This window comes from Streptomyces sp. NPDC046557 (assembly GCF_040645975.1).
Classification (GTDB): Bacteria; Actinomycetota; Actinomycetes; order Streptomycetales; family Streptomycetaceae; genus Streptomyces.
The window spans coordinates 120749-135476 of record NZ_JBEYZH010000011.1 but is presented as its reverse complement, the minus strand read 5'-3'; the positions used below and the strand labels follow the sequence as shown (position 1 = coordinate 135476).

Here is a 14728-nt window from a genome sequence, read left to right as displayed (position 1 = left end):
ATCCTGTTTGTGCTAGGAGAGTATCGGATCATCGGGCGTCGCGCATCGGACATCGCGGCCAGCGTCGAGGCGGGCATCGGATCGGGCGCGCTCGCGCCGGGAGCGCTGCTGCCGCCGATGCGGCAGCTGGCGGGCGTGCTGGGGGTGAACCCCAACACCGTCGCCGCCGCGTACCGGACGCTGCGCGAACGCGGGGTCATCGAGACGGACGGCCGGCGCGGCAGTCGCGTAAGGGCCCGGCCTGCGAGCGCGCCCCGCGACGAACTGCGTACGGTGGTCCCGGACGGCGTCCGGGACGCCGCCTCGGGCAACCCCGACGTGGCGCTGCTGCCCCCGCTGGACGGCGCCCTCGCCGCCGCGGCCGGCCGGTACGCGAAGGCGCCGACCCTGTACGGGGCCGACCCGGTCGCGCCGGAGCTCGCCCGGCTGGCCCGGGCCGGGTTCGACGCGGACGGGGTGCCGCCCGGAGCGATGGCGGTGACCTCGGGCGCGCTGGACGGCATCGAGCGGGTGTTGGCGGCGCACTTGCGGCCCGGGGACGCGGTGGCGGTGGAGGACCCGGGTTGGGGCAGTGTGCTGGACCTGGCGGCAGCCCTGGGTCTGCCGGTGCTGCCGCTGGAGGTGGACGACGAGGGGCCGCGGCCGGAGGCGGTGGCGCGGGTCCTGGCGGCCGGTGCCCGGGCGCTGGTGGTGACGTCCCGGGCGCAGAACCCCACGGGCGCCGCGGTCGGCGGGGCCCGGGCGGCGGAGCTGCGCGCACTGCTGTCCCGCCATCCCGGGGTGCTGGTCCTGGACGACGACCACGGCCACGGCATCGTGGACCTGCCGTTGCACTGCCTGGGCGGGGTGACCCGGCACTGGGCGCTGGTCCGCTCGACGGCGAAGGCGTACGGCCCCGACCTGCGGCTCGCGGTGCTGACCGGCGACGCGGTGACGATGGACCGGGTGCGCGGCAGGCAGCGGCTGGGGCCGGGGTGGGTGAGCCGACTGCTCCAGTACGCGGTGGTGGAGCTGTGGTCTTCCGGCGCGCTCGACCCCGCGGCGGTGGCCCGGTCCTACGGGGAACGGAGGGACGGCCTGGTGGCGGCGCTCGCGGAGCGCGGGGTACGGGCCCGGGGGCGCAGCGGGATGAACGTGTGGGTGCCCGTCGCCGACGAGACGGGGACGGTGACGCGGCTGCTGGGCGCCGGGTGGGCCGTCGCCCCGGGGGCGCGGTTCCGGGTGGAAAGCGGCCCCGGGGTGCGGGTGACGGTGTCCGGGGTCGAGCCCGCCGAACTGCCGGGCCTGGCCGACGCGGTGGCCGCGGCGGTCAGGCCGGGCCCCGCTGGGGTGCGCTACGCGTGACGTGGGGCGCGGGCGTGGGGCGGGGCGGCCCGGCCACTTGCCGGGAGGTCAGGCGACGGGCTCCAGCAGCCCACCCAGCATGAGCACGCATCCCGCTCAAGCCGATCACCGCGCCGAAGAGGCGGATGAGGCGGGCCGACATGCGCCTCTGTGCCGGGCCGAGGTCGCCCTGCGCGTGCATGCGCAACTCGGCGTTGGCATCACTCCGGCGCTCCGGCGAGGCGGCCGATCCCCGCACGTTCAGGGCGATCCAGCCGCCGAGAAGGGCTCCGGCCAGGCCCATAGTGAGGAAGACGGTGCTGTTCATGTGCCCCCGGGCGTCGTGGTGATCGCCCGGACCGTAACAGTCGTCAGGCGGACCCGCGGACCGAGGGCCGGGCCTGGGTGAGGGCGGCGCCCGCGAGGACGATGGCCGCGCCGACCGGGGTGTTCCAGTGGAGCTGCTCGCCGAGGACGAGGACGCCGGCCGTGGTGGCGATGACCGGGACGAAGTACGTGACCATCTGCGCGGTGGTCGGGCCGACCTCCGCCACCAGGCCGTACTGCATCTGCAGGGCCGTGCCCGTCCCGAGGGCGCCCAGGGCCACCACCGCCAGGGTGGGCCAGAGCGGGAAGCCGCTGGGCGCTGAGGTGAACAGCGCGCTCACCACGAGCAGTTGGAGCGCCGAGACCATGAGCTGGGCGCCGGTCATCGCCACCGGGGAGCCCGGTGTGCCGGCCAGGGTGCGGCGGACGTAGATCCAGCCGATGGGGTAGCACAGCGAGGCCAGCAGGGCGAGGGCGGCGCCCCTGGCGTCGACACCGGAGAAGCCCTGCCAGGCGCCGAGCACGGTCAGGACCCCCAGGAAGCCGAGCCCCAGCCCCGCGAAGCGGCGCCGGGTCGGGCGGTCCTCGGACAGCGCCACGAGCGAGAGCACCATGCCCCACAGCGGCGATGTGGCGTTGCAGATCCCGGCGAGGCTGGAGGGGATGCTCTGCTCGGCGAAGGCGAACAGCGAGAACGGCGCGGTGTTGAGCAGCAGCGCGCTCACCGTCAGGTGGGCCCAGGTGCGCCGGCCGCGGGGGAGGGGCTCACGGCGGACGAGCAGCACCGCGAGGAGGGCGAGCGCCCCGCACAGGACCCGTCCGAAGGCCACGTGGAACGGCGCGTAGCCGTCGGTGCCCACCTTGATCAGGAGGAAGCTGAAGCCCCAGATCACCGAGAGGACGGCGAACCGCACGCGCCAGTCGAGGGTGCGGGTGCCGGGGGCGGGGGAGAGGGTGGTGGTCGGGACGGACCTGGTGGTGGCGGGTGCGCTCATGGGTTCACTCTGGTGCCCGAGAACGATTAGAACAAGCGAGATTTTGTCACCATGACCCCGTAGCATCGCTTACATGTTGAACCTGGAGCGCCTGCGCACCCTGGACGCCCTCGCCCGCCACGGATCGGTCAGCGGCGCGGCGGACGGCCTGCACGTCACCACCTCCGCGGTCTCCCAGCAGATGGCCAAGCTGGAGCGCGAGGTCGGGCAACCCCTGCTGGTCAAGAACGGGCGCGGGGTCCGGCTCACCGACGCGGGACGGCTGCTCGCCGGTCACGCGGCGCGGATCATCTCGCAGGTCGAACTCGCGCAGGCCGATGTCGAGGCCCGGCGCGGCTGCGCCGTCGGCGAACTGGGCATCGGCGCCTTCCCGACCGCGATGCGCGGCCTGCTGCCGCCCGCCCTGTCCGCGCTGCGCGACGACCACCCCGAACTGCGGCCGCGGGTCCGGGAGCAGGAGCCCGAGGAGGCGATGGCGGCCGTCGTGCGCGGCGACCTCGACCTGGCGCTGGCCATCGACTGGTACAACAAGCGGATGCCGGTGCCCGCCGAACTGACCCGCGCGCACCTGCTCGACGACTCCTGTGACGTCGCCGTGCCGGCCGGGCACCCGCTGGCCGGGCGGAGCGAGGTCGGCCTCGCCGACTTCGCCGCCGACGAGTGGATCTCCTGGAACGAGGGCCAGTTCTGCCACGAGTGGCTGGTGTTCACCCTGCGCGACATGGGCATCGAGCCCCGCGTCGCGCACATCGCCGAGGAGCACCACACCCAACTGGCCTTCGTGGAAGCCGGCCTGGGGGTGTGCGTGACGCCACGGCTCGGGCGCGGGCCGATGCCCGAGGGGGTCCGGCTGCTGCCCGTCCGAGACGCCGTCCAGCGTCACGTGTACGTCGTCTGGCGCGCCGATGCCGACCGGCGGCCCTCGATCCGGGCCGCCGTGGAGGCCCTGCGGACGGCCGCCCTCGCTCTCTGAGCGCCGCAGGCCGGCGCGTACCGCCCGGCCTACAGTTTGCGGAAGTCCCAGGAGACGACCGAGTCCGGGGTGAGCCTGATCCAGGCGTGCCGGCCGTCGTGCGGCATCTCCGCGATGCCGAAGTTCTTGGCCGGGAACAGGCGCTCCGGCTCCGCCAGTTCCGGGCAGGGCTCGCCCGTGCGGGGAGCCTCGCCCACGAAGACGGCGTCGCCCGAGAGCTCGACCCCGCGCAGCTCGTCGTACGCCTCGCCCGCGTCCACGACCACCGACATCCGCGGGTCCTGGCGCAGGTCCGACCAGCGGCGGCTGCGCGTGATCGAGTACAGCCACAGCGACCGGCCGTCCCAGGCGAACCACAGGGCGCCCACGTGGGGGCGCCCGTCGGGAGAGACCGTGGCCACCCGACACGTGCGCTGCTCGCGCAGGAAGGCGTCCACCTCCTCGTCGGTCATCATGATCCGCCGGCCCCGCCGCTGTGTCCCGTCCATGCGTCCTGCACCCCTTCACATCTGATTGTGTGTCAGGAATCATGCGGGCTCTTCGGCCGTCACGCCAGGGGGAGCCATGCCGCAACCCGGACCCGCACCCGGACCCGCACCCGGACCCGCACCCGCATCCGATACCGCCACCACCGCCCTCCTCACCGTCGAATGCCAGAACGGGGTGGTCGGCGACGAGAGCGCCCTGCCCGAACTGGCCAAGGAAGCGCGGGACTCCGGGATGCTGAACCGGGTGGCCGCCCTGGTCGCCGCCGCGCACCGGTCCGGCGTACAGGTGGTGCACGCGGTCGCCGAACGGCGCCGCGACGGCCTCGCGGCCAACACGAACGCCCGGCTCTTCCGGGCCGCCGGGCGACTGCCGGTGCGCCAGCTGTCCGGAACCCGGGCGGTGGAAGTGGCCCCGCCCATCGAGGTGGCCGAGCGGGACCTGATCGTGCGCCGCCTGCACGGGCTCTCGCCGATGGCCGGCACCGACCTCGACCCCCTGCTGCGCAACCTCGGCGTCCGCACCCTGGTCGTCACCGGCGTCTCGTCCAACATCGCGATCCCCAACACCGTCTTCGACGCCGTGAACCTCGGCTACCGGGTCGTGGTGCCCTCGGACGCCGTCTGTGGAGTGCCCGCCGCCTACACGGACGAGGTGATCCGCAACTCCCTTTCCCTCGTCGCCACCGTCATCACGACCGAAGCCCTCCTCAACGAGTGGGACCCCGCGCGCTGACCCCCGTAACCTGGGCGGATGCTGTCCGAAGTGATCGCGACCCGTTACGTCACGCCTCTGCGTGAGGGCGGCTCGCTCCCGGGGATCGTCGAGGCCGACGATCTCGGTACCTACGTCATGAAGTTCACCGGAGCCGGCCAGGGCCGCAAGACCCTGGTCGCCGAGGTCATCTGCGGCCTCCTGGGTCAGCGGCTGGGCCTGCGGGTCCCGAGGCTGGTGCGGATGCAGCTCGATCCCGTCATCGGGCTCGGCGAGCCCGACCAGGAGGTGCAGGAACTGCTCAAGGCCAGCGGCGGGCTGAACCTCGGGATGGACTACCTGCCCGGCTCGATCGGCTTCGACCCGCTCGCGTACCGGGTGGACCCGGTCGAGGCCGGTCGAGTGGTGTGGTTCGACGCATTGATCAACAACGTCGACCGGTCGTGGCGCAACCCCAACATGCTGGTCTGGCACGGGGACGTCTGGCTCATCGACCACGGCGCCACCATGATCTGGCACCACAACTGGCCCTCCGCCCGGAGCGCCGCCGCGAAGCCCTACAACGCCTCCGACCACGTACTGGCGCCCTTCGGCCCGGACATCGCGGCCGCCGCCGAGGTGCTCGCGCCGCTGGTCACGCGGGAACTGCTCACCGAGGTCGCCGCCGACGTCCCCGACGAGTGGCTGGTCGACGAGCCCGGCTTCGACTCGACCGACGCCCTGCGCCTGGCCTACGTGGAGGCGCTGCTGGGGCGCGCGGCCACGATCCACGAGAGGATCTCGATGGAGGCAGAGGTGAAGGCCCCGTCCAAGCCGCCGGGCTGGCTGACCGACCACCTGCCCGAATGGCCCCACACGACCAAGAAGAAGAGCGACAGCGAGTGATCAAGCGGGACGTGTTCGAGTACGCGCTGGTGCGTGTGGTGCCCCGCGTGGAGCGCGGCGAGTGTTTCAACGCCGGCGTGATCGTCTACTGCCGGGCGAAGTCCTACGTCGCCGCGCGCACCCATCTCGACGAGGCCAAGCTCCGCGCCCTGGACCCAGGCGCCGACGTGGCGGGCGTCCGGGCCGCCCTGCACGCCGTCGAGGGGCTCTGCCGCGGCGGGGAGCGCGCCGGTCAGGCGGCGGGGGACGATCCGGGGCGCCGGTTCCGGTGGCTGATCGCGCCGCGCAGCACCGTCGTGCAGCCGGGCCCCGTCCACACGGGGCTGACGGCCGACCCGGAGGTCGAGGTGGAGCGACTGCTCGACCTGCTGGTGCGCTGAACGCGGAGGAGGAGCCGTACGACCTGGGGCCCTGGGGCCCGGTGCCGTTGACACCGGGTGCCAGGGCTCCTAGCGTCTCCTCAGCTGAAGCTACTAAGCGGTTGCTCACCCGTGAGACACCGCTCCAGAGGATTCCGAGCGCGAGGAGACCCAGCATGTCCACCACCGAGCAGCGTGTAGCGATCGTGACCGGGGCGGCCCGGGGCATCGGCGCGGCCACCGCCGTGCGCCTGGCCGCCGAAGGCCGTGCGGTCGCCGTGCTCGACCTCGACGAGGCCGCCTGCAAGGACACCGTGGAGGCGATCACGGCGGCGGGCGGCACGGCCCTCGCGGTCGGCTGCGACGTCTCGGACAGCGCACAGGTGGAGGCCGCGGTCGAGCGCGTCGCGAACACGCTCGGCGCGCCGACCGTCCTCGTCAACAACGCGGGTGTGCTCCGGGACAACCTGCTCTTCAAGATGAGCGACACCGACTGGGACACCGTCATGAACGTGCACCTGCGGGGCGCGTTCCTGATGGCCCGGGCCTGTCAGAAGTACATGGTGGAGGCCAAGTTCGGCCGCATCGTCAACCTCTCCAGCAGCTCGGCGCTGGGCAACCGCGGCCAGGCCAACTACTCCGCCGCCAAGGCCGGCCTCCAGGGCTTCACCAAGACGCTGGCCGTCGAACTCGGCAAGTTCGGCGTCACCGCCAACGCCGTGGCCCCCGGTTTCATCGTCACCGAGATGACCGCCCAGACCGCCGCCCGCGTCGGCATGGGCTTCGAGGAGTTCCAGGCCGCCGCCGCCACGCAGATCCCGGTGCAGCGCGTGGGCCGCCCCGACGACATCGCCAACGCCATCGCCTTCTTCACCGGCGAGGCCGCCGGCTTCGTCTCCGGCCAGGTCCTGTACGTGGCGGGCGGCCCGCTGAACTGACCCGGGTCCGGCAACCGACGCGAGGCACGGCAATCGAGGAGAGGCACGGCGCGATGACGACGTACGAAGGAACGGACAGCGGCAAGGTCGCCCTGATCACGGGAGCGAGCCGGGGCATCGGCTACGGCATCGCCGAGGCGCTGGTCGCCCGCGGCGACCGGGTCTGCATCACGGGACGCAACGAGGACGCCCTCAAGGAGGCCGTCGAGGCACTCGGGGCGGACCGGGTGATCGGAGTGCCCGGCAAGGCGCACGACGAGGCCCACCAGGCCCTCGCCGTGGAGCGCACGATGGAAGCATTCGGGCGGGTGGACTTCCTGATCAACAACGCGGGAACCAATCCCGTCTTCGGACCGATCGCGGACCTCGACCTCGGCGTGGCGCGCAAGGTCTTCGAGACCAACGTGATCTCGGCGCTGGGCTTCGCCCAGCGCACCTGGCACGCCTGGCAGAAGGACAATGGCGGCGCGATCGTGAACATCGCCTCCATCGCGGGAATCTCCGCCTCGCCCTTCATCGGCGCGTACGGGATGAGCAAGGCCGCCATGGTCAACCTGACCCTCCAACTCGCGCACGAGATGGCGCCGGGGGTCCGGGTCAACGCGATCGCGCCCGCGGTGGTCAAGACCAAATTCGCGCAGGCCCTGTACGAGGGGCGCGAGCAGGAAGCGTCGGCGGCCTATCCGCTCGGCCGACTCGGCGTCCCCGAGGACATCGGAGGGGCCGCAGCGTTTCTTACGTCTGCACAAGCGGAATGGATCACGGGGCAAACTCTCGTCGTCGACGGGGGAATGTTCCTCAATGCCGGAGTGCACTGACCGGTAACCGGACGCATTTGCCTCCCAAAGGGAGGCAAATGCGTATCGAATGTGCATGAAATCGGTCAAGTGCCTCATCAAACCTGCCCATTGGATTTGTGAGGCACTGCGGTAGGGTCTGCCGCACCCCTGGCTGATCGAGGAGCGTGCACGTGTTCAACCGGACCAGATGCCTGCAGATCACTGCAGCCCTTGCGTCCATATCCCTGCTCGCCGGATGCGGTCTGCTTTCCGATGACAGCGGTGCCGACAAGAAGCCGATCGTGGTCGGTACGACGAGCAAGCCGAGCACCCTCGACCCGGCGGCGGCCTGGGACGGCTCCTGGGAGCTGTACCGGAACATCTACCAGACCCTGCTGGCCTTTCCCACCGGCAGCACCAAGCCCGAGCCGGACGCCGCGCAGAGCTGCGAGTTCACCGACTCCGCCAACGAGTCCTACCGCTGCACGCTGCGCAAGGGCCTGAAGTTCTCCGACGGCGAGGCCCTCGACGCCAAGGCCGTCAAGCACTCCCTGGACCGCATCCAGACGATCGGCGCCAAGACCGGCCCGAAGGACCTGTTCGGCAGCCTGGACAAGATCGAGACCCCTGACGCGCTGACCGTCGTCTTCCACCTGAAGACCCCCGACGCGACCTTCCCCTACGTCCTCGGCTCGCCGGCCGCCTCGCTGGTGCCGCCCGGCGAGTACCCCGCCGACAAGGTCCGCAAGGACGGCAAGACCACCGGGTCCGGCCCGTACGTCCTGACGTCCTACAAGGACGGCGAGGCCGTCCTCGGCCGCAACGACAGCTACGTGGGCTTCGCCAACCGGCGCAACGACTCCGTGACCATCCGCTACTTCACGGACTCCAAGAAGATGGTCGCGGCGCTCAAGGACAAGGAGATCGACGCCACCTACCGCGGCCTGTCCGCCGCCGAGATCAAGGACCTCCAGACCCCCGCCTCGCACGACAAGGGCGTCCAGGTCGTCGACAACGTCGGGTCCGAGATCCGCTACCTGGTCTTCAACCCCAAGGACCCGCAGGTCGCCAAGCCGGCCGTGCGCCAGGCGATCGCCCAGACCATCGACCGCGGCGCCCTCGTCAGCAAGGTCTACCAGGGCACGGCCGAGCCGCTCTACTCGATGGTCCCCAAGGGTGTCCTGGGCCACAAGACGCCGTTCTACGACATGTACGGGCAGCCCAGCGTCGAGAAGGCCAGGAAGACCCTCCGGGACGCGGGCATCACCCAGCCCGTCGAGCTGACCTTCTGGTACACCACCGACCGGTACGGCTCCTCCACGGCGGACGAGTTCACCGAGATCAAGCGCCAGCTGGACGAGAGCGGCCTCTTCAAGATCACCCTGCGCAGCAAGCCCTGGATCGAGTTCCAGGACGGCTACAAGAACGGCGAGTTCCCCGTCTTCGGTCGAGGCTGGTTCCCCGACTTCCCGGACCCGGACAACTTCATCGCGCCGTTCGTCGGCAAGGAGAACGCGGTCGGCACACCGTACGAGCCGGCGGACATCCTGGGCGACCTGCTCCCCAAGTCCCGCCGCGAGAGCGACCGCTCGGCGGGCGTCAAGGAATTCGAGCAGGCCCAGCAGACCTTCGCGCAGGACGTCCGCCTGCTGCCGTTGTGGCAGGGCAAGCTGTACGTGGCGGCGCGCGACGACGTCGCGGGCGCCGAGCGGGCGCTGGACCCGCAGACCGTCATGCAGATGTGGGAGCTGTACCGCAAGACCAGCTGGTAGCCCGGTCCCACCGCACGGGTCCCGCACGGGCGGATGAGGCGTTGTCAGTGCCTCCGGGTAGGTTCGGATCCAGTCGCACCAAGCAGTTGCACGGACCTGTACCGGAGGATGTAGACGTGAGCCAGATGCTGCCCGAGTCCTGGCTCCCCGCGATCGGCGGGGAGCTGGACCAGCCCTACTTCAAAGAGCTCCTGGAGTTCGTCGAGAAGGAGCGGGCCAACGGGCCGGTCTACCCGCCCCACGAGCAGGTCTTCGCCGCCCTGGACGCCACGCCGTTCGACAAGGTGAAGGTGCTGGTGCTCGGCCAGGACCCCTACCACGGCGCGGGCCAGGGCCACGGCCTGTGCTTCTCCGTGCGGCCCGGGGTCAAGACCCCGCCCTCGCTCCGCAACATCTACAAGGAGATGAAGGAGGAGCTCGGCCTCCCCATCCCCGACAACGGGTACCTGATGCCGTGGGCCGAGCAGGGTGTCCTGCTGCTCAACGCGGTACTCACCGTCCGCGAGGCCGAGCCCAACTCCCACAAGGGCAAGGGCTGGGAGAAGTTCACGGACGCGGTGATCCGCGCGGTCTCCGCCCGCCCCGACCCGGTCGTCTTCGTCCTCTGGGGTGCCTATGCCCAGAAGAAGATCCCGCTCATCGACGAGGAGCGGCACGTGATCGTCAAGGGCGCGCACCCCTCCCCGCTGTCGGCCAAGAAGTTCTTCGGCTCCCGGCCCTTCACGCAGATCAACGAGGCCGTCGCCGCGCAGGGCCATGAGCCGATCGACTGGCGCATTCCGGACCTGGGCTGACGCCACACCGCGCCTCGGTGCCTGAGCCGGTTGCTCCGGTTAGCGTCTTGATGATCAGACCGGAGCAGGTCTGGCGGAGCAGTCGGAGGTCGCGTTGACGGAGCAGCGGGAGGCGTCGGAGGACGCCGTCATGACCAGGATCGGCCAGGCGGTCATCCTGCTGCACGCCGGTGACCGCGAGGAGGCCCGCAACCGGCTCGGCGAGATCTGGTCCGAGATCGGGGAGGGCGGCGACCTGCTCCATCGCTGCACCCTCGCGCACTACATGGCCGACGCCCAGGACGATCCCGCCGAGGAACTGGCGTGGGACCTGCGGGCCCTGAGCGCGGCCGAGGGGAACGCCGCCGAGGGGATGGCGGTCGAGGGGACCGCGGAGGGGCCGCCCCTACAGCGGGAGCCGCATCAGGCGGTCCGGGTGTTCTACCCGTCGCTGCACCTGAGCCTGGCCGCCGACTACGTGAAGCTGCGCCGCCCCGAGGCCGCCCGGGCCCACCTCGCGCGGGCCCGGGCCGCCGCCGGCGTGCTGGCCGACGACGGCTACGGCAACGGGGTGCGGGCCGCCATCGCCCGGCTGGAGCGGCGGCTCGACGGGGACCGGGCCGGCCGGGCCCGGCCGTTCCCCGAGCAGGGCCCGTAGCCCGTCCGGGCGCCCCCGTACCTGCCTCGCCTGGCGGCCGGCACCGTACGGCGTCAGCCGCCGTGGACGCCGGCGCAGATCCGGGCCTCCGGGCTGTCCGGATGCCAGCGGCCGTGGCGCCGCCCGAGGGCGCACACGTCGGCCGGGCGGACCGGCAGCTCCCGCATCACCTTACGGCCGACCTCCGCCTCGTGCCCGGAGGCGTCGGGCACGGCCCCGGAATGCCCGGGGGCCGCCCCCGCGGGTCGTCGGGGCTCCGGGATGTCGATGACGGGCGGCGCGCCCTCCTGCGCGCCCGCGGCGGTCCGGCCCGACGGGCGTGGGGCGGGCAGGTGGGAGCCTCCCGAAGCGGCCGGGCGCGCGGACTCCCGCGGCGCCGCCTTCAGCGCCTCCAGCGCGGGGGCCTGGACCACCACCGGTACGGCCCCCGGCCCGCCGCGCGGCTCGTGCCGGGGCGGCTGCCCGCTGGAGGTTCCCGCCGCGGGCTGCGTCGCGGTGGGGCTCACGTTCACACAGCCGGAGACGGCCGAGACGGCACAGGCCACTCCGAGCAGCAGTTTTGTCGTGGTTCGGGTTGGATGCACCCGCGCAACTCTGCTGTGCGGGGACCCCGTTGCGAAAACCCGGAGCGGATATTGCCCCCGCACGGGTGACGGCCGGCCGCCGAAGCACCCCAGGTTGACGCCCGGCGCGGGGTCCGGGTCCGGACCCACTAGTCGCCCGTGGCGCCGTCGATGTGCTCGCGCAGCAGGTCCGCGTGGCCGTTGTGGCGCGCGTACTCCTCGATCATGTGGGTGTAGACCCAGCGCAGGCTGAACACCTCGCCGCGGTGGTGGCTCTCGGGCTCCGACAGCAGGTCCAGGGACCGGCCCGCGGCGGCCTGCCGGGCCAGCTCGACCTCCGTCTGCCAGACCTCCTCGGACTCCGCCCAGGTGTCGTCGGCGGTGAAGTGGAAGTCACCGTCCGGGTCTTCGCGCGTGGAGTACAGCTCCGGCAGGTCCGCGCCGAGCATGATCTCCCGGAACCAGTAGCGCTCCACCTCCGCCATGTGGCGTACCAGGCCGAGCAGGCTCAGCTCGGACGGCGCGAGCGGAGTGCTGCGCAGCTGCTCCTCCTTGAGGCCCTCGCATTTCCAGGCGAGGGTGGAACGGTGGTAGTCGAGCCAGCCGTCCAACATCTCCCGCTCGTTCGCGGTGGTGGACGGCTCGTCACGGTGTGATCCAGAACTGGTCATGCCGCTCATCTTCGGCGAACGCGGCCCCTGCCACCAGGGATTAAGCTGCCAGCGTCCCACAAGGAAGCAACCAGGAGGTACCCGGTGAAGGTCGGCGTCATCGGACTCGGCGACATCGCCCGCAAGGCGTACCTGCCCGTCCTCACCACCCGCCCCGGGGTCGAGCTACACCTGCAGACCCGAACCCCCGAAACCCTGCGGCGGATCGGCGACATCCACCACGTCCCCGCCGAACGCCGCCACACCACCCTCGACGGGCTCATCGCCCAAGGCGTGGACGCCGCTTTCGTCCACGCGCCCACCACCGCCCACCCCGAGATCGTGACCCGGCTGCTGGAGGCGGGCGTACCGACCTACGTGGACAAGCCCCTGGCCTACGAACTCGCCCAGTCGCGGGCGCTCGTCGAACTGGCCGAGGCGCGCGGGGTGTCCCTCGCCGTCGGCTTCAACCGCCGTCACGCACCCGGTTACGCGCAGTGCGCCGACCACCCGCGCGAGCTGATCATCATGCAGAAGAACCGGGTGGGCATCCCCGAGGACCCGCGCACCCTGGTCCTGGACGACTTCATCCACGTCGTCGACACCCTGCGCTTCCTGCTGCCCGGCGAGGCCGACCACGTCGACGTGCGGGCCGTGGTGCGCGACGGGCTGATGCACCAGGTGGTCCTCCAGATGTCCGGCGACGGATTCACCGCGCTCGGCGTCATGAACCGCCTCTCCGGCTCGACGGAGGAGATCCTGGAGGTGTCCGGGCAGGACACCAAGCGCCAGGTCGTCAACCTCGCCGAGGTCATCGACCACCGCGGCCAGCCGACCGTGCGCCGGCGCGGCGACTGGGTGCCGGTCGCCCGCCAGCGCGGGATCGAACAGGTGGTGGACACCTTCCTGGAAGCCGTCGGGGCGGGCCGGGTCCTCAGCGCCCGCGACGCCCTGCTCACCCATGAGCTGTGCGAGCGGGTGGTGCGCTCGGCTCTGGAGCAGGCCGCCTGAGCGAACTTGCCGCCCGCGCCGCGCAGAAGGCGGCCAGGGCGGCGAGGGCCGCGCCCACCGGCCAGTCCCCGAAGCGCACGTAGAGCGTCGTGCCCCGGGCGAGCGGAAGCTCGTACACGGCCGCCGTGCTCGCCGAGGTGGCCAGCGCCGGCCCGATCCGCTCCCCGGACGGCCCGTACACCTCGCTGATGCCGGTCAGGGTGGCGTGCACCACCGGCCGGCCGTCCTCGGCGGCCCGCAGGGCGGCCAGCGAAGCGTGCTGGGCCGGTGCCCAACCGTCCTGGAAGCTGGAGGTCGACGACTGGGTGACGAGCAGATCGGCCCCGTCGCGGGCGAGCCGCCTGCTCATGTCGGGGAAGGCGGACTCGAAGCAGATCAGCGGGCCCAGCCGCACCCCGGGCCGGTCCGGCAGCGCCATCAGGGCGGGGGCGTCCCCGCGCCTGCGGTCCTCGCCCGCCGCCTTGCCGAACGAGGTGACCCAGCCGAGCAGGGCCCTGGCCGGTATGTACTCGCCGAACGGCACCAGCCGCATCTTGTCGTACCGCTGGCCGGTCGGCCCTTCCGGGCCGATCAGCAGGGAACTCTTGTAAATCCCGGGCCGATCACTGCCCCGGGCGTCCACGTTGACCAACAGCGGGGCGCCCACCCGCGCCGACAGCGCCGCGAGCCGCCGGGCCAGGTCCGGCCGGGCCGTCAGGTCCTCGCCGACGCTGCTCTCGCCCCACACCACCAGGTCGGGGCGCCGGTCGGCCGGCCGCTCCGCCAGCTCCAGGGTCAGCCGCTCCCCGGCCGCGAACCGCCGCTCCGCGCTGTCCGGACCGTCCGCCACCAGACCCGGCTGTACGACGGCCACGCGCAACCCGCCCGACACCTCCGGACGCGGCACCCACAGCCACACCGCCCCCGTCAGCAACGCACACCCCGTCATTCCCGCCACCGCGGGCACCCGCGCCCCCGGCACCGCGACCAGCAGCGCCAGCGCACAATTGACCGCCACCACCAGCAGGCTCACCAGCCACACGCCTCCCACCGACGCCAGCAGCAGCGCGGGCGGAACCTGCCACTGACTGGCCCCGAGCAGTCCCCAGGGGCCGCCCAGCCCCTGCCAGGACCGCACCAGTTCCGGCAGCAACCAACCCGCCGGTACGAGCACCAGTGCCGCCCCCGCCCGACCGGCCGTCGCGAGGCCACCGAGTAGTTCCCGTACGAGCAGTGCCCAGGGAATCCACAGCGCGCCGAGCAGGGCCGACAGCAGGAAGAGGAACACGTGCAGGCTGGGCAGCAGCCAGTGGTGGACGGCGAAGACGAACCCGGCCCCGCCGAGCCAACCCTCCACGGCCGCGCGCCGCCCGGTGGGGGCGGACCTCAGAAGCAGCATCCAGGGCACGAGGGCGACGTAGGCGAACCACCAGAGCGCGGGAGCGGGGAAGGCGAGTGCGGGCAGCGCCCCCACGGCGACCGCGGCAGCCGCACGCCACCACCCGTTGTGCTCCGGGACCATGAGGCGCCTCCGCTTCCAGTG

The 14728-nt window shown here is 72.2% G+C and carries 16 protein-coding genes; 11 read left to right on the top strand and 5 right to left on the bottom strand.

The annotated features are described in order from the left end of the window. Positions 1-9: 9 nt before the first annotated feature. Positions 10-1344 carry an aminotransferase class I/II-fold pyridoxal phosphate-dependent enzyme gene (locus tag ABZ934_RS20745; protein ID WP_361315141.1) on the top strand — a complete coding sequence of 445 codons (1335 nt, stop codon included), beginning with the start codon at positions 10-12 and terminating at the stop codon, positions 1342-1344. A gap of 350 nt (positions 1345-1694) precedes the next feature. On the opposite strand, the gene ABZ934_RS20740 is transcribed toward ABZ934_RS20745, so the two are convergent. Further along, positions 1695-2645 (bottom strand): DMT family transporter, encoded by a 951-nt coding sequence (locus ABZ934_RS20740; protein ID WP_361315138.1) that lies wholly within the window; start codon positions 2643-2645, stop codon positions 1695-1697. A 73-nt stretch (positions 2646-2718) separates the two neighbouring features. Between ABZ934_RS20740 and ABZ934_RS20735 the strand changes: the two genes are divergently transcribed. Beyond that, the gene (locus ABZ934_RS20735) at positions 2719-3618 is read left to right on the top strand and encodes a LysR family transcriptional regulator (protein ID WP_361315135.1); all 900 of its coding nucleotides are present in this window, start codon (positions 2719-2721) and stop codon (positions 3616-3618) included. Between the two features lie 29 nt (positions 3619-3647). Here the strand turns inward: ABZ934_RS20735 and ABZ934_RS20730 are convergent, their stop codons facing one another. Continuing rightward, on the bottom strand, positions 3648-4106 hold the full coding sequence (locus ABZ934_RS20730; RefSeq protein WP_361315132.1) for a pyridoxamine 5'-phosphate oxidase family protein: 459 nt from the start codon (positions 4104-4106) through the stop codon (positions 3648-3650). A gap of 76 nt (positions 4107-4182) precedes the next feature. On the opposite strand from ABZ934_RS20730, the gene ABZ934_RS20725 reads away from it, so the two are divergent. The 8 genes from ABZ934_RS20725 (at position 4183) to ABZ934_RS20690 (ending at position 10982) form a co-directional block, all read left to right on the top strand. Further along, entirely contained in the window at positions 4183-4839 is a 657-nt protein-coding gene (locus ABZ934_RS20725) for a cysteine hydrolase (RefSeq protein WP_361315130.1), read from the top strand. Positions 4840-4857: 18 nt separating this feature from the next. Then, positions 4858-5703 (top strand): HipA family kinase, encoded by an 846-nt coding sequence (locus tag ABZ934_RS20720; RefSeq protein WP_361315127.1) that lies wholly within the window; start codon positions 4858-4860, stop codon positions 5701-5703. Beyond that, entirely contained in the window at positions 5700-6083 is a 384-nt protein-coding gene (locus tag ABZ934_RS20715) for a DUF3037 domain-containing protein (protein ID WP_361315124.1), read from the top strand. Before ABZ934_RS20720 ends, ABZ934_RS20715 begins: the two co-directional genes overlap by 4 nt. A gap of 155 nt (positions 6084-6238) precedes the next feature. After that, on the top strand, positions 6239-7000 hold the full coding sequence (fabG, locus tag ABZ934_RS20710; RefSeq protein ID WP_361315122.1) for a 3-oxoacyl-ACP reductase FabG: 762 nt from the start codon (positions 6239-6241) through the stop codon (positions 6998-7000). A 53-nt stretch (positions 7001-7053) separates the two neighbouring features. Next, a complete protein-coding gene (locus ABZ934_RS20705; RefSeq protein ID WP_361315120.1) occupies positions 7054-7818 on the top strand; it encodes an SDR family oxidoreductase in 765 nt (254 codons plus the stop codon). Between the two features lie 152 nt (positions 7819-7970). Continuing rightward, positions 7971-9551, top strand: a complete 1581-nt coding sequence (locus ABZ934_RS20700) for an ABC transporter substrate-binding protein (RefSeq protein WP_361315117.1) — start codon at positions 7971-7973, stop codon at positions 9549-9551. 125 nt (positions 9552-9676) lie between these two features. After that, positions 9677-10345, top strand: coding sequence for a uracil-DNA glycosylase (locus ABZ934_RS20695; protein WP_361315220.1), 669 nt, complete (start codon positions 9677-9679; stop codon positions 10343-10345). A gap of 94 nt (positions 10346-10439) precedes the next feature. Further along, complete coding sequence (locus tag ABZ934_RS20690; protein WP_361315115.1) at positions 10440-10982, top strand: hypothetical protein; 543 nt, start codon at positions 10440-10442, stop codon at positions 10980-10982. 53 nt (positions 10983-11035) lie between these two features. On the opposite strand, the gene ABZ934_RS20685 is transcribed toward ABZ934_RS20690, so the two are convergent. Both ABZ934_RS20685 and ABZ934_RS20680 read right to left on the bottom strand, forming a co-directional pair. Next, the gene (locus ABZ934_RS20685) at positions 11036-11566 is read right to left on the bottom strand and encodes a hypothetical protein (RefSeq protein WP_361315113.1); all 531 of its coding nucleotides are present in this window, start codon (positions 11564-11566) and stop codon (positions 11036-11038) included. A gap of 128 nt (positions 11567-11694) precedes the next feature. Further along, a complete protein-coding gene (locus tag ABZ934_RS20680) occupies positions 11695-12216 on the bottom strand; it encodes a DinB family protein (protein WP_361315110.1) in 522 nt (173 codons plus the stop codon). Between the two features lie 84 nt (positions 12217-12300). On the opposite strand from ABZ934_RS20680, the gene ABZ934_RS20675 reads away from it, so the two are divergent. Continuing rightward, positions 12301-13206: a Gfo/Idh/MocA family oxidoreductase gene (locus ABZ934_RS20675; RefSeq protein ID WP_361315107.1), complete on the top strand. Its 906-nt coding sequence runs from the start codon at positions 12301-12303 to the stop codon at positions 13204-13206. Here ABZ934_RS20675 and lnt read toward each other — a convergent pair. After that, on the bottom strand, positions 13151-14707 hold the full coding sequence (gene lnt, locus ABZ934_RS20670) for an apolipoprotein N-acyltransferase (protein ID WP_361315104.1): 1557 nt from the start codon (positions 14705-14707) through the stop codon (positions 13151-13153). The two genes, ABZ934_RS20675 and lnt, sit on opposite strands and share 56 nt — an antisense overlap. Positions 14708-14728 lie beyond the last annotated feature (21 nt).

What these genes read in the sequence shown, in the direction of transcription:
- fabG (WP_361315122.1), top strand. Translation starts at nt 6,239, where the DNA reads ATGTCCACCACCGAGCAGCGTGTAGCGATCGTGACCGGGGCGGCCCGG.
- ABZ934_RS20720 (WP_361315127.1), top strand. Translation starts at nt 4,858, where the DNA reads ATGCTGTCCGAAGTGATCGCGACCCGTTACGTCACGCCTCTGCGTGAG.
- ABZ934_RS20740 (WP_361315138.1), bottom strand. Translation starts at nt 2,645, where the DNA reads ATGAGCGCACCCGCCACCACCAGGTCCGTCCCGACCACCACCCTCTCC.
- ABZ934_RS20695 (WP_361315220.1), top strand. Translation starts at nt 9,677, where the DNA reads ATGCTGCCCGAGTCCTGGCTCCCCGCGATCGGCGGGGAGCTGGACCAG.
- ABZ934_RS20680 (WP_361315110.1), bottom strand. Translation starts at nt 12,216, where the DNA reads ATGACCAGTTCTGGATCACACCGTGACGAGCCGTCCACCACCGCGAAC.
- ABZ934_RS20725 (WP_361315130.1), top strand. Translation starts at nt 4,183, where the DNA reads ATGCCGCAACCCGGACCCGCACCCGGACCCGCACCCGGACCCGCACCC.
- ABZ934_RS20730 (WP_361315132.1), bottom strand. Translation starts at nt 4,106, where the DNA reads ATGGACGGGACACAGCGGCGGGGCCGGCGGATCATGATGACCGACGAG.
- ABZ934_RS20735 (WP_361315135.1), top strand. Translation starts at nt 2,719, where the DNA reads ATGTTGAACCTGGAGCGCCTGCGCACCCTGGACGCCCTCGCCCGCCAC.
- ABZ934_RS20705 (WP_361315120.1), top strand. Translation starts at nt 7,054, where the DNA reads ATGACGACGTACGAAGGAACGGACAGCGGCAAGGTCGCCCTGATCACG.
- lnt (WP_361315104.1), bottom strand. Translation starts at nt 14,707, where the DNA reads ATGGTCCCGGAGCACAACGGGTGGTGGCGTGCGGCTGCCGCGGTCGCC.